Genomic DNA, 19,209 nt, shown 5'->3' on the forward strand with positions numbered 1-19,209 from the left:
CGCCGCATACTCCCGTCCTGATAAGGCAGTCTTGTCCCGTGCCCGAACCCGAATCCAGCAACACCGAACGCGCCGCCCGCGCCGCCCATGCGCACGCCGCGACCCTGAAGCGGCTGGAGAAGTCGTCCGGCAGTCTCGCCGCCCAGGCGATCGCGCGCATGGACGAGACGCTGCCGTGGTACCGGGCGATGTCCCCGGAGAACCGGTCGTGGATCGGCCTCGTCGCCCAGGCCGGTATCGCCGCGTTCAAGGAGTGGTTCCGGCATCCGGACGCTCCCCAGGCGATCTCCACGGACGTCTTCGGCACCGCGCCGCGCGAGCTGACCAGGGCGATCACGCTGCGCCAGACCGTCGAGATGGTGCGCACGACCATCGAGGTCATGGAGAGCGCCATCGACGAGGTGGCCGCTCCCGGCGACGAGTCTGTGCTCCGCGAGGCGCTGCTCGTGTACGCGCGCGAGATCGCCTTCGCGACCGCCCAGGTGTACGCGCAGGCCGCCGAGGCGCGCGGCGCCTGGGACGCCCGGCTGGAGTCCCTGGTCGTGAACGCGGTGCTGTCCGGTGAGGCCGACGAGGGCGCGGTCAGCCGTGCCGCGGCGCTCGGCTGGAACTCGCCCGAGCATGTGTGCGTGGTGCTGGGCACGGCGCCCGACGGTGACAGCGAGCTGACCGTCGAGGCCATCCGGCGGGCCGCCCGGCACGCCAAGCTCCAGGTGCTGACCGGGGTGCTCGGGGACCGGCTGGTCGTCATCGCGGGCGGCAGCGACAATCCGCTCGCTGTCGCCAAGTCCCTGATCGGGCCGTATGCCGCGGGACCCGTGGTGGCCGGGCCCGTCGTGCCCGACCTGCTCGCCGCGACCCGCTCCGCGCAGGCGGCGGCCGCCGGCCTCAAGGCGTGTTTCGCCTGGCAGGACGCCCCGCGGCCGGTCCTGGCGGACGATCTGCTGCCGGAGCGCGCGATCGCCTCGGATCCCTCTGCTCGTGAACAGTTGGTGGAGGAGATCTACAGACCACTGGAGGAGGCCGGGTCCGCTCTCCTGGAGACGCTGAGCGTCTATCTCGAACAGGCGAGCAGTCTCGAAGGGGCGGCCCGGATGCTCTTCGTACACCCCAACACCGTGCGCTACCGGCTTCGACGTGTGACTGACGTCACCGGCTGGTCGCCCTCGGATGTACGTTCGGCGTTCACGCTGCGGATCGCGCTGATCCTGGGACGTCTGGCCGATGGAGATCCCCAGCTCTAGGCTTTTGTCGGGGACCTACAATTCCCCCTCCTGTTCTTCGTCCCTGTCCCCACGGGCGGCCGTACCCGTCCACAAGAGAGAGTGTGAGAGTGCTCGTACTCGTCGCTCCCGGCCAGGGCGCCCAGACGCCCGGCTTCCTGACTCCCTGGCTCGACCTCCCCGGTGTCCGCGGTGCCCTTGAGGCGTGGTCCGACGCCGTGGAGCTCGACCTGATCCGTTACGGCACCGAGGGGGACGCGGAGGAGATCCGTGACACCGCGGTGGCGCAGCCGCTCCTGGTCGCGGCCGGGCTGACCTCGGCGTACACGCTCTTCGACGACCCGGCCGAGCTGCCCCGCAGGGTCGGCGCCGTCGCCGGACACAGCGTCGGCGAGCTGACCGCCGCCGCGCTCGCCGGGGTGCTCCCCGACGAGGAGGCCGTCCGCCTCGTCCGCGTCCGCGGGCTGGCCATGGCGGAGGCGACCGCCGCCACCGCCACCGGAATGTCGGCGCTGCTCGGCGGCGACCCGGAAGTGACGATCCCGCATCTGGAGAAGCTCGGTCTGACTCCGGCGAACGTGAACGGCGCGGGCCAGGTCGTGGCCGCCGGCACGCTGGAGGAGCTGGCCGTCCTGGAGGCCGACAAGCCCGAGGGCGTACGCCGCGTGGTGGCCCTCAAGGTCGCGGGCGCGTTCCACACGCACCACATGGCCCCGGCGGTCGACACCCTCGCCCGTGCCGCGGCCGAGCTGTCGCCCGCCGACCCGAAGCTCACGTACGTGTCGAACAGGGACGGACAGGCCGTCACCGCCGGCTCGGAGGTCCTGGCCCGGCTGGTCGGCCAGGTCGCCAACCCGGTCCGCTGGGACCTGTGCATGGAGACCTTCAAGGAACTGGGCGTGACCGCGCTCCTGGAGGTGTGCCCCGGCGGCACCCTGACCGGTCTCGCCAAGCGCGCGCTGCCCGGTGTGAAGACGCTGGCGCTGAAGACACCCGACGACCTGGACGCGGCTCGCGAGCTCATCGCCGAGCACGCCTCCGCCTGAGCGCGTAAGGAGCCGACAGAGCATGTCGAAGATCAAGCCCAGCAAGGGCGCCCCGTACGCGCGCATCCTCGGTGTCGGCGGCTACCGCCCGGTCCGTGTCGTGCCGAACGAGGTGATCCTCGAAACGATCGACTCGTCCGACGAGTGGATCCGCTCGCGCTCCGGCATCGAGACCCGGCACTGGGCGAACGACGAGGAGACCGTCGCCGCCATGTCGATCGAGGCGTCCGGCAAGGCGATCGCCGACGCCGGGATCAGCGCCGAGCAGATCGGCGCCGTGGTCGTCTCGACCGTCTCGCACTTCAGCCAGACCCCGGCCGTCGCCACCGAGATCGCCGACAAGCTCGGCACGGCGAAGGCCGCGGCCTTCGACATCTCGGCGGGCTGCGCCGGCTTCGGCTACGGACTGACCCTCGCCAAGGGCATGGTCGTCGAAGGCTCCGCCGAGTACGTGCTCGTCATCGGCGTCGAGCGGCTCTCCGACCTGACCGACCTGGAGGACCGCGCGACGGCCTTCCTGTTCGGTGACGGCGCGGGCGCGGTCGTCGTGGGCCCCTCCCAGGAGCCGCACATCGGCCCCACCGTCTGGGGTTCCGAGGGCGACAAGTCCAACACGATCAAGCAGACCATCCCCTGGGACCGTTTCCGGATCGGGGACGTGTCCGAGCTGCCCCTGGACTCCAAGGGCGAGGTCAAGTTTCCCGCGATCACGCAGGAAGGCCAGGCGGTGTTCCGCTGGGCCGTGTTCGAGATGGCGAAGGTCGCCAAGGAGGCGCTGGACGCCGCCGGACTCACTGCGGACGACTTGGACGTCTTCATTCCCCACCAGGCCAACGAGCGGATCATCGACTCGATGGTGAAGACTCTCAAGCTGCCGGAACACGTCACGGTCGCCCGTGACGTGCGCACCACCGGTAACACCTCGGCCGCCTCGATTCCGCTCGCGATGGAGCGGCTCCTGGCGACCGGCGAGGCGAAGAGCGGCGACACCGCGCTCGTCATCGGCTTCGGGGCGGGTCTCGTATACGCCGCGACGGTCGTTACCCTCCCCTAGGCACACCGCCCGGAACCTTCCGGGCGGGAGTACCGCCACACCCTCTGGACACACAAGAAGGAGCGCCTGACATGGCCGCCACTCAGGAAGAGATCGTCGCCGGTCTCGCCGACATCGTGAACGAGATCGCCGGCATCCCGGTCGAGGACGTCCAGCTGGAGAAGTCCTTCACCGACGACCTGGACGTCGACTCGCTGTCCATGGTCGAGGTCGTCGTCGCCGCCGAAGAGCGCTTCGACGTCAAGATCCCGGACGACGACGTCAAGAACCTCAAGACGGTCGGCGACGCGACCGATTACATCCTCAAGAACCAGGGCTGAGCCCACCCTCACCCCGGACGCTGCCAGGTCCTGTCGTCACATTCCCGTCTGCCGGGCGACGCCTGGCCCGCCCTCCGGGCGGACGACGCGAATGTGACGACAGGACCTAGCCCCGCCACCCGGCGGTGGCGCCGCTGAATCCTCGTATCCGTTGGAGAAAGAATTCCCGTGAGCCCGACCAATCGCACCGTGGTCGTCACCGGTATCGGCGCAACCACACCGCTGGGTGGCGACGCAGCCTCTACCTGGGAGGGCCTGGTCGCCGGACGTTCCGGTGTCCGCCCTCTGGAGCAGGACTGGGCCGCCGACCAGGCGGTCCGTATCGCGGCGCAGATCGCCGTGGAGCCGGGCGAGGTCATTCCGCGCCCGCAGGCCCGCCGCCTCGACCGCTCGGCGCAGTTCGCGCTGATCGCGGCCAAGGAGGCCTGGGCGGACGCCGGTTACACCGACAAGGCGGGCGAGGACGCTTCGGTCGACCCCGACCGTCTCGGCACGGTCATCGCCTCCGGCATCGGTGGCGTCACGACCCTGCTCGACCAGTACGACGTGCTCAAGGAGAAGGGCGTACGCCGCGTCTCCCCGCACACCGTCCCCATGCTCATGCCGAACGGCCCCTCGGCCAACGTGGGTCTGCTCGTCGGTGCCCGCGCCGGTGTGCACACCCCGGTCTCCGCCTGCGCGTCGGGCGCCGAGGCCATCGGCTACGCCATCGAGATGATCCGCACCGGCCGCGCCGACGTCGTCGTCGCCGGTGGTACGGAGGCGGCGATCCACCCGCTGCCCATCGCCGCCTTCGGCAACATGATGGCGATGTCCAAGAACAACGACGACCCGCAGGGCGCCTCGCGTCCCTACGACCTCGGCCGGGACGGCTTCGTCCTCGGCGAGGGCGCGGGCGTCATCGTCCTGGAGTCCGCCGAGCACGCCGCGGCACGCGGTGCCCGTGTGTACGCGGAGGCGGTCGGCCAGGGCATCTCGGCCGACGGCCACGACATCGTGCAGCCGGAGCCCGAGGGGCGGGGCATCGCCCACGCCCTGCAGAACCTGATGGACAACACCGACCTGAACCCGGCGGAGATCGTGCACGTCAACGCGCACGCGACCTCCACGCCGGCCGGTGACGTGGCCGAACTGAAGGCGCTGCGCAAGGTCTTCGGCGACGACGCCGACCACTTCGCGGTCTCCGGTACGAAGTCCATGACCGGGCATCTGCTGGGTGGCGCCGGTGGTGTCGAGTCCGTCGCCACGGTGCTGGCGCTCTACAACCGGATCGCGCCGCCGACCATCAACGTCGACAACCTCGACCCCGAGGCCGAGGCCACCGCCGACATCGTTCGTGGTGAGGCCCGGAAGCTGCCCGTCGAGGGACGGATCGCCGCGCTGAACGACTCGTTCGGGTTCGGCGGGCACAACGTGGTTCTGGCATTCCGTACGGTCTGATTTCGGCCGTTTTTGTCTTGACGGTGAGTGGCCCGGGTTCCTCGGTGAGGAACCCGGGCCACTTGTCGTTCTTCGTCAGACCACCTGGTGGAGCCAGCGGACGGGAGCGCCCTCGCCCGCGTAGCGGAAGGGCTCCAGTTCGTCGTCCCAGGGCTTGCCGAGGAGTTTGGTGAGTTCGGACTCCAGTTGCGTCTCGCCCTGCTGGGAGCGGACCAGGGCGGCGCGCAGGCGGTCCTCGGGGATCAGGATGTCGCCGTGGATGCCGGTCACGGCGTGGAAGATGCCCAGCTCAGGGGTGCAGCTGTAGCGCTCTCCCTCGGCGGTGGCGCACGGTTCGGCGGTGACCTCGAAGCGCAGCATCTGCCAGCCGCGCAGCGCCGAGGCGAGCTTGGAGGCCGTGCCGACCTCGCCCTTCCAGGAGAACTCGGATCTCCAGGTGCCGGGTGACGCGGGCTGTCTGATCCAGTCGAGGCTGACTCGCGTGCCGAGCACACCCGCGACTGCCCATTCGACGTGCGGGCACAGCGCACGCGGCGCGGAGTGCACGTAGAGAACTCCACGTGTCGTCACTGGGACCTCCGGACAGAGCGGGCATCTTGTACTTTGGCGGAACGTCAGTGGCTGGGCAGCCACGTGGCGAGGCTACCGTGCGGCGGCGCAAGGAGTGTGACGTACCGTCGGTCCCAGCGCCCGGAAACACGGAGGTTTCACCCAGGGGGACGCTCCTGGGCGGGCCGCCGTTGCGTGACGAACGAGGGGAACTGGGGATGCGGAAGCGTGGTCACGGTTCACGGGGTGTCGCCGCGGCCGCGGTGGCGGCTCTGCTGGGTGTCGTGGGGCTGGCCGGATGTGACGCGAGCGGCGGCAACTCTCCAGGGCCCACCGGCACCTCCGCGCGCGCCGCGAAGCCGTCCCCCAAGCCCACGCCCGCCTGGGACGACAGCCCGGGTTCGCTGGCCGCGGTCGGCGACTCCATCACCCGCGGCTTCGACGCCTGCTCGGTGCTGTCCGACTGCCCCGAGGCCTCGTGGGCGACGGGCACCGACACGAAGGTGAACAGCCTCGCGGTACGGCTCCTCGGGACGGCCGGTGCCGCCCGGCACAGTTGGAACTACGCGCAGACCGGCTCCCGCATGGCCGACCTGCCCGGCCAGATGGCCCAGGCCGCGGCGAAGAAGCCCGAGCTGGTCACGGTCATGGCCGGCGCGAACGACGCCTGCCGCTCGTCGGTGTCCGCGATGACCTCGGTGGCGGAGTTCCGCTCCCAGTTCCAGGACGCGCTGACCACCCTGCGGGAGGCGCTGCCGAAGACCCAGGTGTATGTGTCCAGCGTGCCCGATCTGAAGCGGCTGTGGTCTCAGGGGCGGACCAACCAGCTGAGCAAGCAGATCTGGAAGCTCGGCATCTGCCCGTCGATGCTCGCAGACGCCGACGCGCTGGACTCGGCCGCGACCTTGCGGCGGGACACGGTGCAGGACCGGGTGGAGTCGTACAACTCGGTGCTGCGGGCGGTGTGCGCGAAGGATCAGCGGTGCCGGTTCGACGGTGGGGCGGTGTTCGAGTACCGGTTCGGCACGAAGCAGTTGAGTCACTGGGACTGGTTCCATCCCAGCAAGAACGGGCAGGCCCGGCTCGCGGAGATGGCGTACGCGGCGGTGACTTCGCGTACGCCTCCGGCGTAAAGGTGGAGGCGCCCTTTACGGGGCGATGGTTGCCCTCAGCCTGCAGTCGGTGAGCGAGTGGGACGCCTCGATCTCGTACGGGCCCTTCACGGGTGTCCAGGCGTTGGTCCGCTCGTCCCAGGTCTCGAAGGCCCGGGTCGGGAGTTCGATGGTGACGGTGACTGTTTCGCCCGGGGTCGCCTCTGCCGTCGCGAAGCCCGCCAGCCGGCGGGTCGGGCGGTCGGGAGTGGGCTCCGACGGTGACACGTAGATCTGGACGGTCTCGCGGCCCTCGCGGGTGCCGGAGTTGGTGACGCGGACCGTGACCGTCGTGCCGGTCACGTCGATGGAGTCGTACGTCCAGTCGGTGTAGCCGAGGCCGTGGCCGAAGGGGTACGTCGGGGTGCGGCCCGCCTTCTCCCAGGCTCGGTAGCCGATGAACACGCCCTCGGTGTACGGGAGTTCGCCGTCGGCGGGGACCACCTGGGTGACCGGGGCGTCGGTGAGGGAGCCCCAGGTGGTGGGAAGCCGGCCGCCCGGCTCGTACGCGCCCGTGAGGACGTCCGCGAGGGCGGCGCCGCCCTCCTGGCCGGGGAACCAGCTCAGCAGGACCGCGGCGACCTCGTCCCGCCAGGGCAGCTCGACCGGGGAGCCGGAGTTGACGACCACGACGGTGTTGGGGTTGGCGGCGGCGACGGCGTGGACGAGGTCGTCCTGGCGGCCGGGCAGGCGCAGGTTCTTGCGGTCGAAGCCCTCGGACTCGACGCGCTCGGTGGTGGCGACCACGACGACGGCGGTGTCGGCGGCGCGGGCGGCGGCCACGGCCTCCGCGATCAGCTCGTCCTCGTCGCGCTGCGGCTCCTGGTGGGTGAGGGCGAAGACGACGGCCTTGAAGGGGATGTCCTCGGGGAGGGTGACGACGAAGGTGAGGGAGACCTCGACCGGCTGCCCGGCGGTGAGTTCGACCTCGGCGTGGGGCTGCGGGAGCCCGAAGAAGGCCTCGAAGGGGTCGGAGTCGTCGGCGGGGCGCTGGACGTCGTCGAAGTACGTCGTGCCGTCCACGGTGAGGGTGAAGGCGCCGGCGCCCTTGATGCCGATGGTGTGCGTGCCGCTCGTGCGCGGGGTGAAGGTGCCGGTCAGCTCCACGGTGTGGAGGGTGTCGTAGGTGACGCCGTCGGGGAGGTCGGAGCCCATCCAGTTGACCTCGCCGGTGGGGGTGGCGCCGGTCCCGATGAGGGTGCCCGCCTCGTCGCGGCAGCGGGCGCGCAGCTCGAACCCCTTGTCCGCGATGGCGAGTTCGGTGTTCGGGTCGGCGCCGACGGCGTAGCTGAGGCTGCCGTCGGGGAGGGCGTCGGTGAGGCCGTCGAGCGGGGAGACGATCCGGGCCGGGAAGACGACGGCGGAGCCGCCGCCGAGGACGCGGGCGTCGCGGGCGGCGGCGCCGATCAGGGCCACGCTGCCGCTCTTGAGGGGCAGTGCGTTGTTCTCGTTGCGTACGAGGACGAAGGCGCGGCGGGCGATCTCGCGGGCGAGTGCCTCGCCGTCGACGGTCTCGGGGATGTCGGTGACGGCCGGCTGCGCGCCCTCCAGGATGCCGACGCGGGCGGCGAGCCGCAGTACGTTGCGGACGGCCCCGTCGACGGTGGACTCCTCGACCCTGCCGTCCCGTACGGACTGGGCGAGGGCCTCGCCGTAGACGGTGCGGGGGCCGGGCATGGCTACGTCGAGGCCGCCCTCGATGTCGGCGACGGTGTCGCGGGCGGCCATCCAGTCGGAGACGTTGAAGCCGTCGAAGCCCCACTCGCCGCGCAGGATCTCGTTGACCAGGTGGCGGTGCTCGGTCATCGTCGTGCCGTTGACCGAGTTGTAGGCGGTCATGATGCCCCAGGGGTGGGCGTTCTCGACGATCGCCTCGAAGGGGGCCAGGTACAGCTCGCGCAGGGCGCGTTCGCCGACCACGTTGTTCACCGTGAAGCGGTCGGTCTCGGCGTCGTTGGCGACGAAGTGCTTGACAGTGGTGCCGACGCCGCCGGACTGGACGCCCCGCACATAACCGGTGCCGATGCGGCCGGTCAGGTACGGGTCCTCGCTGTAGGCCTCGAAGTGCCGGCCGCCGAGCGGGGAGCGCTGCAGGTTGACGGTCGGGGCGAGGAGTACGTGGACGCCCTTGCGGCGGGCCTCCTGGGCGAGCAACACGCCTGCCCTGCGGGCGAGTTCGGGGTCCCAGGTGGCGGCGAGGGCGGTCGGGGAGGGCAGCGCGACGGACGGGTCGCCCGAGGTCCAGCGCACTCCGCGCACCCCTATCGGACCGTCGGACATGACCAGCGACTTCAGGCCGATCTCCGGCAGGGCGGGCAGGGACCACATGTCCTGTCCGGCGAGCAGCCGCGCCTTCGCGTCCAGGTCGAGCTTCGCGAGCGCGGTCTCGACCACGGCCTCGCGTGCCTGGTCGGCCGGGGTGGACCGGGTTCCCTGGGTTCCCGCCATGGCGTGCCTCCTTGTTGAAGTCCGTGCCGTCGCCCCATCCTGCATCCACCACCTGTAGAGCGGTAGGTTTCGTTATCTTTATGTTACTTTTGATGGGCTGGAGATCGTGTCCATGTCGTACGGTGACGTCATGACGAGCAAGGCCCCCCGGTCGGCCAGAAGCGTGGAGCGGCGCGCGGAGATTCTCCGGGCGACGCTGGAGGTGATCGCCGAGCGCGGTTACCGGGGCGCGAGTCTGGCCGCCGTCGCCGAGCGGGTCGGGCTCACCCAGCAGGGGCTGCTGCACCACTTCCCCACCAAGGAGGCGCTGCTCGTCGCCCTGATGGCGGAGCGCGACCAGTGGGACGCGGTGCCCGGCACCAGGCTGCGGCTCGATCTGCTGAACCAGTTGGTCGAGTACAACGCGATGCGACCCGGCATCGTGCAGACCTTCTCGGCGCTGCTCGGCGAGAGCGTCACGGAGGGGCACCCGGCACGCGAGTTCTTCACCGAGCGTTACGAAGTGGTGCGGGCGGACATGGCGCAGCTGCTGCGGGCCGAGTACGGGGAACGGCTGCCGAGCGGGCTCACTCCGGAGCGGGCCGCTCCCCTGCTCGTGGCGGTGGTGGACGGGCTGCAGTACCAGTGGCTGCTCGCGCCGGAGTCGGTGGACATGCCGGCGGCGTTCCGGGACTTCCTCACGCTGCTGGGCGAGGGCCCCGGCGCCGACTCCGCTCCCGCTCCCGGCCCCGGGGCCGACGGAGGCTGATCGCCACACGCCCCGCACCCGACTCGCACACCCCTCGGATCACGCGCCATGGCGCACGTCCCGCCCGTCACGCATACTGCCGCCATCCGACGACGGCCCTCATTCGCGACGGAAGGACCTGAACTACCTTGACGCACATACGTGTTCAGCTCGGCGCCCTCGGCCTGGCCCTGCTGACCGGCCTCGCGGCCCCGCCCGCCCACGCGGCGGAGGACCCCGCCGCCGCGCCCACCGTGGAGGAGCGACGACTCGACAGGGCGGCGCCCCAGGAGATCCTGGCCCGCTCCGGATTCGCCACGGTGGCACCGGAGTTCGTACGAGCCCTGGGCAAGGCCCGTTCGTACGCGCAGGCCGAGCGTGTGGTCGAACGGCAGGGCGCGCGGCTGTGGAAGCGGGCGGTGGACCGCGCGCAGGGCCGGGGCCCGGCGGGCGGCGACCTGAGCCGGGACGACGACCGCCCGCTGTACTGGGCGCGGCTCGGCATGACCCGTGAAGTACGCCAGTGGGACCCGCGGTTCGACCTCACCGAGGCCCAACGGACCCGCCTTCTCACCTCACTTGAGCGCACCTCCCGCGGACAGGACACGATCCGCTACCCGCATTCCAAGGGCGTCAAGCGGATCCTGATGACCGGCTTCGACCCGTTCACACTGGACCGGGACGCGCGGACCTCCAACCCGTCCGGAGCCACGGCCCTCGCCCTCGACGGCACGGTGATCGAGACGGCGGACGGGCCGGCCCGCGTCGAGACCGCCGTCTTCCCGGTCCGCTGGCAGGACTTCGCCGACGGCACGGTGGAGCGGACCCTGCGCCGGCAACTCCCCCGCGTCGACCTGTTCACGACGGTCAGCCAGGGCCGGGTGGACCGGTTCGACGTCGAACGCACCAACGGGGCCTGGCGGGGCGGCTCCCCGGACAACGAGAACCTCTCCCGCACCGAGACGGTCCCGGTCACGGACCCGGCATCGCAGCCGCAGTGGACGTCGACAACGTTGCCGTACAAGGACATCGTGGCCGCGAGCACGGGCCGCTTCCCCGTGTACGACAACACGTCGGTGACCGAGATCCCGGCGGGCGGCACCACTCCCGTCGCACGCCCCGAAGGACCGACCGCCGGCTCGACCGCGCGCTCGGGCGGCGGCGGCAACTACCTCTCGAACGAGATCGCGTACCGCGCCACACTGCTGCGGGACCGACTCGGCCTCACCGGCTCACTCCCCGGCGGTCATGTCCACACGCCTGTCCTGCAGTTCGGGACGGGCAACACAGATCCGGTGAGCGGGACGGTCACCGACCCCCAGTTCATCCAGAACCGGCTCGACATCATCGCCCAGGTCCGGTCGATCCTGAAGGTGGCGGCGAACGTCACCGACTGACGCGGCCGGCCTGCTCGCCCTCTTCCTCTCCCTCGTCCTCTTCTTCGCGAGTCTCCTCGCCCATCAGATCGCGGGCCATCAAGGTGGCGCCCGCGACCGCGCCGGGCATCAGGAACACGGCGACGAGGGGGACGAGGAAGGCGAGGGCCAGCGGGGTGCCGAAGCCCCAGATCAGCGTCTTGCGGGAGCGGAGCATGGTGAGGCGGTCGCGGAGTACGACGCCGCGGCGCTGCAGGGCGACCGCCGTCAGTTCCTCGGTGAGGAAGAAGCCGGTGACGAGGAAGCCGATCACCGGGACGACGGTCTGTCCTACGAACGGGACGAACCCGAGCGCGAAGAGCAGTACGCCCCAGACCAGGGCCCTGGCCACGATCCGGAGGCTGTCCCGTGCCGAGATCAGGAGCTCGCGCCACAGGGGCAGGCCCGACTCGGGTGCCGTCCCGTCCGGGGAGACGTCCCGGTCCACCTTCTCCGAGAGGTTCTCGTAGAAGGGCTGGCCGAGGAGAAGGGTCACGGCGGTGAACGTGACCACGGAGAGCAGGAGGCCGAGGGCGAAGAGGACCGCCGTCAGGAATCCCCGGAAGAGACCGAGCCAGGGGCTCGACCAGTCGTCGGCGAAGGGGGTGGCCCAGGTGATGAAGTCGCTGCCCCAGAGGGCGAGCGAGACGAGGGCCGCCACGTAGAGGACGAAGGTGATGAGGCCCGGGATCAGTCCGAAGCCGAACTGCTTTCCGTGGCGGGTCACCCACCGCTGCCCCCGCACCAAGTAACCGAACCCCACGCCAAGATCATGCATACCTGCACCATACCGGGGGCTCCGCCGGTGGGTTGTGGACGGCTGCGGGCCCTCTGCGGCTTGTCGCGCAGTTCCCCGCGCCCCTGAAAACCGGTGGCCGAGGCCGGTTCACAACGTGCGGGTTGGTCTGTGTTGCTCGCGCAGTTCCCCGCGCCCCTGAAAGCCGAAGGCCGGTTCGCAGCGTGCGGGTCCGCCTCTGGTACCCGCGCCGTTCCCCGCGCCCCTGAAAGCCACAGGTCGGTTCGCAGCGTGCGGGTTCGCCGGTGTTGCCCGCGCAGTTCCCCGCGCCCCTAAAGGGGCACGGATGTCCAGTGGGCCGGCGGGGACGTGGCGGGATGTGTGTCCGCAGCGTACGAGGAGGCCGGTGGGCGGTCACCGTGCGGCAACCGCGCCTTACGTCACCGGCTGCGGACGCACGTCCCGTCGCGGCCCCGCACCCCACAGACGAACCGCAACCCCAACCACCCAGGGGCGCGGGGAACTGCGCAATCCTTCACCCGACCCAGCCACAACACCACCGCACCCGCAGACGCACCCCACGGACGACATCACACGGGATGGACCGCCACCACAACCCCCCGCTCCGCCGCAGGCGACACCGCCGCGGACACCCGTACCGCCGCGGCCCGAGCCAGCCTCCCCGCCCGGGAGACGGACGCGAGGAGCGCCGGCTGGAGTTGTTCGAGGCCGGAGACCACGAACTCCTCGCCTGCGATGAGCAGCGGGCGGCCCGCCTTCAGACCGGCGGCCGTCGCCTCCGTGAGGTCGGCGAGCGGCGGCAGCGCCGCGCGCACGACCCCCGCCCCCGCCGCGGCGGCCCGCTCGGCCAACGCCACCTGGAGCGGCAGCAGCGGAGCCAGCGCCGCCGTCAACGCGTCCGCGATCCGGCGCAGTTCGGGGGACGAGTCGCGCAATACGTCCGCCGCGGCCCGGATCAGCGGGGCGAGCGCGAGGAGAACACCCGCCATCACCCCCGCCGCCGCGGGCAGCAACGGCGAGGTGGCGTCCACCAGTTCGCCCAGCGCCTCCGCCGCCTCCTCCACCGCGGGCTCCACCGCGTCGAGGACGGGCAGCAGACTGTCCCCGAGTGCCGTGAGCAGCGCCTGCGCGGGCTCGCTGACCGGGTGAACGGCGAGCGGCGCCCCACTCGTCCCCAGCCGCGTCAAGGTGTCCACGATCCGGTAGAAGGCCTCCTGCGCCTCGGGCGAAGCACTGGCCTCGGCCAGCTCGGCGGTCGTCTGCCGCAGCACCCGCAGGACCTCCGCCCCCGAACCGTCCCTCGGATCAAAGGTGTTGATGGCGATACGCGTGATGTTCCCGGCCGTGTCGAGCAGTTGCCCGGTGATGTCGGTCGTGTTGCGCGCGATACGCGCCACGTCATCCCTGCTGGGGAGCGACGGAATCGTTGCCATGGCCTCTCCTCGCCTCACGCACACACACGCGCACACACGCCCGAACCGGCCCGCCGGGGTCGCACTCAGCATGCCCCTCCGCCCACCCCAGGACCCACGATCGGTGGCAACCCGTGGCATCGCGCCCGCAACCCGTGACGCCAACGCCCTCTTGTTGCACGTGAGTCGAACAGGTAGACCTCCGCGTACCGATGTCAGGCATGTCCACAGCAACTCCAGCGGAGGTACGCGTGCGCCCCCCGAGACCCGCCCTGATCGCCACGGCCACCGCCACCGCGGCGGCGGCGCTCCTGCTCACCCCGAACGGCGCCGTCGCCGACCCCACGCCCCGGCCCGCGTCCCAGCCGGCGCCCCCGGTCCGCGAGGGCTCAGGCCTCTCCGATCCCTCCGACCGGGCTGCCGCCAGAGCCCCGGAGAGCACCACCGACCGTGCCCTCACCACCCCGGTCACCGAGCTCACCGACGGCACCGGCACCGCCGGAGGCACCCGCGGCTACCCCCGCGAGCAGGTCCTCACCCCGGACCCGGAGAACCCGGCCGACAAGTCCATCAGGCTCGGCCTCACCCCGTACCACGCCATCGCCCCGAAGCTGAACGCCCTCCAGCGGCTCGGCGACCGGGTGAGCGTGGAGGTGGCGGGGCGCTCGGCGGGCGGCCACCGTCTCTACCTCGTCACCGTGACCGCGCCCGAGTCCGCCCGGCAGGCCCGCGCCCAGGAACGTATGCGCGAACTGATCGAGAACGCGCCCTCGGCCGCCGCCAAGGACCCGTCGGTCAAGCGCACTTACAAAACGCCCGTCTTCTTCAACAACAACATCCACGGCAACGAGTGGGAGGGCACGGACGCGGCCCTCAAGCTGATCGAGAAGCTCGCCACGGCCCAGGACCGGTCCACCACCGATCTCCTCGCCCGCAACCGCGTGTACTTCAACATCACCGCGAACCCTGACGGCCGTATCGCCGGCACCCGCGCCAACGCCAACGGCTTCGACCTGAACCGTGACTTCGTGACCGCCTCGCAGCCCGAGGTCCGCGCCATGCGCCGGATCGCGATCGACAAGCAGCCGGCCGTGATGGTGGACCTGCACGGGTACGTCAACGGCACGCTCATCGAGCCCACCACTCCCCCGCACGGCGAGAACTACGAGTACGACCTCTTCCTGAAGAACACCTACGCCAACGCCCTGGGCATGGAGGCCGCGGTCAACGGCCTCGGGTACACGCCCGGCAAGGACGGTGTGGAGCCCGCCCAGATCCCGTTCCGGGACCAGGAGGAGGGCTGGGACGACTGGCCGCCGATCTTCACCCCGCAGTACATGCCGTTCCACGGCGCGGTCGCGGCGCACACGGTCGAGTTCCCGATGGCGGTGAACAACGACGAGTACGACGACCTGCCCGTCGCCGAGCTGCGCCGCCGCTCGGCGATCAACGTGGCCATCGCGGGCGCGGCGATGCGTGCGAGCCTCAACTACACGCAGGCCAACCGCACTTCGCTCATCTCCGACCAGATCGAGGTCTTCCGGCGGAGCGTCACGGGCGCCGCGCAGGTCCCGGTGTCCCCGGAGACCGTTCCGGGCGTGCCGGGCATCGGCCCGGAGGACGTCTACACGACCGACTTCCCGCGCGCGTACGTGATCCCGGCAGGCACGAAGGCACAGCGCTCGGCCACCGCCGCGGCCCGGCTCGTCGACCACCTGCTCGCCAACGACGTCCAAGTCCGGCGCGCGACAAAGGAGTTCAGGCTCGGCGGGAAGACGTACGCGAAGGGGTCGTACGTCGTCGATCTGCGCCAGCCGAAGCGCGGCATGGCCAACGTGATGCTGGCGGACGGACGGGACATCAGCGACAAGGTGTCCGTGATGTACGACATCTCGGGCTGGAGTCTGGGCCGGCTGTGGGGCGCGACGGTCGACACCGTACGGACGTCCTCGTCGAAGCTCTCCGTGCCGGACCGTGCGGTCCACGAGGCCGCGCACGTCGGCTATGTGGCACCTCGCGGCGCGCTCCGGCTGCGGCTCGACGACGCGCGTGAGATCGCGGCCCTCAACTCCCTTCTCGCGGACGGGGTTTCGGTACGCCGGGCGGCCGACGGCAGTGCGATCGTGCCCGCCTCGGCCCGTGCGAAGGCCGTGGCCCTGGCGAAGAAGTACGACGTGGCCTTCGACGCGACGAAGGCGACCGGCACCACCCCGCTCCACCGGGTACGGGTCGCCGCGGCCGTCACGCCGGGCGAGCTGTTCGCACTGCGCGAGATGAACTTCGACGTGACGCCCGTCTCCACGGCGATCCTCAACGCGGGCTTCGACTGGTCGAGGGCGGACGTCCTGTTCGCCTCCGCAGGTCTGAACCACGCGGGCCTCGACGTGACCGCACGCGCCGCCCTGGACGCCTTCCTGGCCCGCGAGGGCCTCGTCGGCCGCGGAGCCACCGGAGCGGCCCTCAACGCCGCCGCCGGGCTTCTCGCGGTCGAACCCGTCGAGGGCAACGGTGACGCCAACGGCGTGGTGCGCGTGGTCAATTCGGCCGGCGGAGTGACCTCCGGCGCCCCGGACCACGGCTTCGTCTACGCGCCGCTGTGGTTCACGGACCTCGGCCCCGGGGTCCGCGTGGAGCAGTCGTACGCGTCCGGGAACCCGCTCGTGTCCGGCCACTGGCGTGCCCTGGAGGACGGCAGTGGCGGTCCGGCGCAGGCCGCGGGCCGGGCCTCGGTGGTCAGCGGTCCGCATGCCGTCCTGTTCGGCACGGAGCCGCTGTTCCGCGATCATCCGAAGGGACAGTTCCCACAGGTCGCGCGTGCTTTGCTGTCGGTGTCCTGAGTAACGTTCCCAGGAAACCGTGACACGAGGAGAGTACGGATGACACAGGAGATCCACGGCACCGTCGCCGAAGGCTTCGAGGCGGTGCGCGAGGAGTTCGCGTCCGTCGTCGCCGCCGAACGCCCGGACTACGCGGGCCAGTTGAGCGCGTATGTGGAGGGGCGGCGGGTCGTCGATCTCTGGACCGGCGCGGACACGGACGGCGACACGCTGTTCGGTGTCTTCTCGTCCACGAAGGGGGCGGCGCATCTGGTGGTCGCCCTGCTCGTGCAGGACGGCACGCTGGAGCTCGACCGGGAAGTGGCCCACTACTGGCCGGAGTTCGCCGCCGAGGGCAAGGGCGCGGTGACCCTGCGGGAGCTGCTCGCGCACCGGGCGGGCGTGATCGGGGCCGACGCGGGCTTCACGCTCGACGAGCTGGCCGACGACCGGGTGGTGGCCGAACGCCTCGCCACCCAGCGGCCGTTCTGGCGGCCGGGCTCGGCGTTCGGCTATCACGCGCTGGTGATCGGCGCGCTCACGGGCGAGGTCGTACGGCGTGCGACGGGCCGTACGCTCCAGGAGCTGTACGAGGAGCGGATCCGTGCGCCGTACGGGCTCGGTTTCTATCTGGAGCTGCCCGAGTCGGAGGAGCCCCGGTACCGGTCCGTCCTGCCGATGGCGCCCACCCCGCCGGAGCAGGCGCTGCTGGACGCCACGCCCCAGGGGCCGCACACGTTGGCGTCGATCGCGTTCAACGAGCACATGCCGGGGGCGGTGCCGCTGAGGGACTTCCCCAACTCCCGTACCGTGCGCGCCCTGGGCTCGGCCTCGGCGGGCGGGGTCGCCTCCGCGCGGGGGCTCGCCGGGATGTACGCGGCGGCCATCAGCCAGGTCGACGGCCGGGGGCCGCTGCTGAAGCCGGACGCGATCGGGGAGGTCGGGCAGATCCACTCGGTCGGCTACGACCTGATTCTGCGCGTCCACAAGTCGTACGGGCTCGGATTCCAGGCCACGGGGGACATGTGGCATCCGTTTCTGGGGGCCGGGGCGTTCGGGCACAGCGGGGCGGGGGGCTCGCAGGCCTTCGCGGATCCCCGGAGTGGGCTTGCGTACGGGTACACGCGGCGGCGAATGGCCTTCCCCGGGGGTTGCGCGCCGGAGAACCAGCGGCTGGTTCGGGTGGTTCATGAGGGGGCGCTTGCCTAGGCGCCCTCTCATGAACCGGTGGCCCGGCCCGCAGAAAAAGGCCGGTCAGATCAGGGTGACTGTGATGTTGCCGTTGGTCGCCTTTGAGTACGGGCATACCTGGTGGGCCTTCTCCAGGAGGGCCCGGGCCTCGGCGGGGTCCACGTTCGGGATCTCGGCGGAGATCTCGACCATCAGGCCGAAGCCGTCGGCGTTCTTGCCGATGCCCACCTTCGCGGTGACGGTCGAGCCGGAGATGTCGGCCTTCTCCTGGCGGGCGACGACACCGAGGGCGCCCTGGAAGCAGGCGCTGTACCCGGCGGCGAAGAGCTGCTCCGGGTTGGTGCCGGTGCCGCTGCCGCCCATTTCCTTGGGCGGGTTGACGACGACGTCGAGCCTGCCGTCATCGGTCGCGACGCGGCCGTCGCGGCCGTTCTCGGCGGTGGCGACGGCGGTGTAGAGGACGTCGGTCTGCTGGATGGACATGCGGTGGCTTCCTCCTTGGTCCGCCACGACTCGCGCCCACGATTCGCGACAGTTTCGGAAAGAAGTTACCGCATGTCGGAAGTCCAGCAGAAGCCCGTTGCCGCTGCCACCGCCGTCGGCCTCGGAGCCGGGGTCGGCTTCAGAGCTTGACGATCATCTTTCCGGTGTTCTCGCCGCGCAGGACGCCGAGGAACGCCTCCAGGTTGTTCTCGATGCCCTCGACGACCGTCTCGCGGTACTTGAGCTCGCCGGAGGCGACCCAGGGACCGACCTCCTGCACGAACTGCGGCTGCAGGTCGTAGTGGTCGCCGACGAGGAGGCCCTCGATACGGCCGCGGGTCGCGATGAGGCGGGCGAGGTTCTTCGGGCCGGGGGCGGGCTCCGTGTTGTTGTAGACGGAGATCATCCCGCAGATCGCGATACGGCCGTGGAGGTTCAGGGAGCCGATCGCGGCCTCCAGGTGGTCACCGCCGACGTTGTCGAAGTAGACGTCGATGCCGTCGGGGGCCGCCTCCCTCAGCTGCTCGCCCACGGAGCCGTTCTTGTAGTTGAAGGCGGCGTCGAAGCCGTACTCCTCCACCAGGAGCTTGACCTTCTCGTCGGAGCCGGCGGAGCCGATGACGCGCGAGGCGCCCTTGAGCTTGGCGATCTGCCCGACCTGGCCGCCCACGGCTCCCGCCGCGCCGGACACGAAGACCGTGTCGCCCTCCTTGAAGACGGCGGTGCGCAGCAGGCCCGCGTACGCGGTGAGGCCGGTCATGCCGAGGACACCGAGGTACGTGCTCAGGGGCGCGGCCTCGGGGTCGACCTTGACGGCGCTCTTGGCGTCGAACGTGGCGTGGTCGCGCCAGCCGAAGAAGTGCAGGACGCGGTCGCCGACCGCGAAGCCCTCGGCGTTCGAGGCGATGACCTCGCCGACGGCGCCGCCCTGCATGACCTTGCCGAGCTCGAAGGGGGCGGTGTACGACTTCGCGGCGCTCATACGGCCGCGCATGTACGGGTCCACGGACAGGTACTCGTTGCGCACCAGGATCTGGCCCGGGCCGGGCTGCTTCACCTCGGTCTCGACCAGGGCGAAGTCCTCGGGCTTCGGCCAGCCGACGGGGCGGCTGACGAGGTGCCATTCGCGGCTGGTGGCGGGGAGCTGAGGGGTGTCGGTCATGGGGGGCGCCTTTCC

At 71.0% G+C, this 19,209-nt stretch carries 16 protein-coding genes; 10 read left to right on the forward strand and 6 right to left on the reverse strand.

The features are described from left to right. The first annotated feature begins 38 nt into the window (after positions 1 to 38). From fasR to ACH4YP_RS20000, 5 genes are all read left to right on the forward strand, one after another. The gene (gene fasR, locus ACH4YP_RS19980; RefSeq protein WP_055611755.1) at positions 39 to 1,244 is read left to right on the forward strand and encodes a fatty acid biosynthesis transcriptional regulator FasR; all 1,206 of its coding nucleotides are present in this window, start codon (positions 39 to 41) and stop codon (positions 1,242 to 1,244) included. A gap of 89 nt (positions 1,245 to 1,333) precedes the next feature. After that, positions 1,334 to 2,269 carry an ACP S-malonyltransferase gene (locus ACH4YP_RS19985; protein ID WP_361063715.1) on the forward strand — a complete coding sequence of 312 codons (936 nt, stop codon included), beginning with the start codon at positions 1,334 to 1,336 and terminating at the stop codon, positions 2,267 to 2,269. A 22-nt stretch (positions 2,270 to 2,291) separates the two neighbouring features. Beyond that, positions 2,292 to 3,323 (forward strand): ketoacyl-ACP synthase III, encoded by a 1,032-nt coding sequence (locus ACH4YP_RS19990; protein ID WP_266740182.1) that lies wholly within the window; start codon positions 2,292 to 2,294, stop codon positions 3,321 to 3,323. Positions 3,324 to 3,394: 71 nt separating this feature from the next. After that, positions 3,395 to 3,643, forward strand: coding sequence for an acyl carrier protein (locus ACH4YP_RS19995; protein ID WP_398491522.1), 249 nt, complete (start codon positions 3,395 to 3,397; stop codon positions 3,641 to 3,643). A gap of 168 nt (positions 3,644 to 3,811) precedes the next feature. After that, the gene (locus ACH4YP_RS20000; protein ID WP_398491524.1) at positions 3,812 to 5,083 is read left to right on the forward strand and encodes a beta-ketoacyl-[acyl-carrier-protein] synthase family protein; all 1,272 of its coding nucleotides are present in this window, start codon (positions 3,812 to 3,814) and stop codon (positions 5,081 to 5,083) included. 75 nt (positions 5,084 to 5,158) lie between these two features. Here ACH4YP_RS20000 and ACH4YP_RS20005 read toward each other — a convergent pair whose 3' ends face one another. Then, complete coding sequence (locus tag ACH4YP_RS20005; protein WP_055611750.1) at positions 5,159 to 5,653, reverse strand: DUF3145 domain-containing protein; 495 nt, start codon at positions 5,651 to 5,653, stop codon at positions 5,159 to 5,161. 197 nt (positions 5,654 to 5,850) lie between these two features. Here ACH4YP_RS20005 and ACH4YP_RS20010 point away from each other — a divergent pair, with 197 nt between their 5' ends. After that, a complete protein-coding gene (locus ACH4YP_RS20010; protein ID WP_398491525.1) occupies positions 5,851 to 6,765 on the forward strand; it encodes an SGNH/GDSL hydrolase family protein in 915 nt (304 codons plus the stop codon). A 15-nt stretch (positions 6,766 to 6,780) separates the two neighbouring features. Here ACH4YP_RS20010 and ACH4YP_RS20015 read toward each other — a convergent pair whose 3' ends face one another. Continuing rightward, positions 6,781 to 9,231: a beta-glucosidase H gene (locus ACH4YP_RS20015; protein WP_398491527.1), complete on the reverse strand. Its 2,451-nt coding sequence runs from the start codon at positions 9,229 to 9,231 to the stop codon at positions 6,781 to 6,783. A gap of 112 nt (positions 9,232 to 9,343) precedes the next feature. Between ACH4YP_RS20015 and ACH4YP_RS20020 the strand changes: the two genes are divergently transcribed. Beyond that, positions 9,344 to 9,979, forward strand: coding sequence for a TetR/AcrR family transcriptional regulator (locus ACH4YP_RS20020; RefSeq protein WP_361063730.1), 636 nt, complete (start codon positions 9,344 to 9,346; stop codon positions 9,977 to 9,979). A 128-nt stretch (positions 9,980 to 10,107) separates the two neighbouring features. Continuing rightward, a complete protein-coding gene (locus ACH4YP_RS20025; protein ID WP_398491529.1) occupies positions 10,108 to 11,355 on the forward strand; it encodes a pyroglutamyl peptidase in 1,248 nt (415 codons plus the stop codon). On the opposite strand, the gene ACH4YP_RS20030 is transcribed toward ACH4YP_RS20025, so the two are convergent. Beyond that, a complete protein-coding gene (locus ACH4YP_RS20030) occupies positions 11,345 to 12,151 on the reverse strand; it encodes an EI24 domain-containing protein (protein WP_398491531.1) in 807 nt (268 codons plus the stop codon). The two genes, ACH4YP_RS20025 and ACH4YP_RS20030, sit on opposite strands and share 11 nt — an antisense overlap. A gap of 548 nt (positions 12,152 to 12,699) precedes the next feature. Further along, positions 12,700 to 13,563 carry a hypothetical protein gene (locus ACH4YP_RS20035; RefSeq protein WP_361063738.1) on the reverse strand — a complete coding sequence of 288 codons (864 nt, stop codon included), beginning with the start codon at positions 13,561 to 13,563 and terminating at the stop codon, positions 12,700 to 12,702. 200 nt (positions 13,564 to 13,763) lie between these two features. On the opposite strand from ACH4YP_RS20035, the gene ACH4YP_RS20040 reads away from it, so the two are divergent. Beyond that, positions 13,764 to 16,379, forward strand: a complete 2,616-nt coding sequence (locus ACH4YP_RS20040) for a M14 family zinc carboxypeptidase (protein ID WP_398491533.1) — start codon at positions 13,764 to 13,766, stop codon at positions 16,377 to 16,379. Positions 16,380 to 16,418: 39 nt separating this feature from the next. Further along, positions 16,419 to 17,567: a serine hydrolase domain-containing protein gene (locus ACH4YP_RS20045; protein ID WP_398491535.1), complete on the forward strand. Its 1,149-nt coding sequence runs from the start codon at positions 16,419 to 16,421 to the stop codon at positions 17,565 to 17,567. 45 nt (positions 17,568 to 17,612) lie between these two features. On the opposite strand, the gene ACH4YP_RS20050 is transcribed toward ACH4YP_RS20045, so the two are convergent. Beyond that, on the reverse strand, positions 17,613 to 18,032 hold the full coding sequence (locus ACH4YP_RS20050; protein WP_398491537.1) for an organic hydroperoxide resistance protein: 420 nt from the start codon (positions 18,030 to 18,032) through the stop codon (positions 17,613 to 17,615). Positions 18,033 to 18,171: 139 nt separating this feature from the next. Beyond that, positions 18,172 to 19,194, reverse strand: a complete 1,023-nt coding sequence (locus tag ACH4YP_RS20055; RefSeq protein WP_361063748.1) for an NADP-dependent oxidoreductase — start codon at positions 19,192 to 19,194, stop codon at positions 18,172 to 18,174. Positions 19,195 to 19,209 lie beyond the last annotated feature (15 nt).

The organism is Streptomyces sp. NPDC020747, assembly GCF_044334695.1.
Lineage (GTDB): Bacteria > Actinomycetota > Actinomycetes > Streptomycetales > Streptomycetaceae > Streptomyces.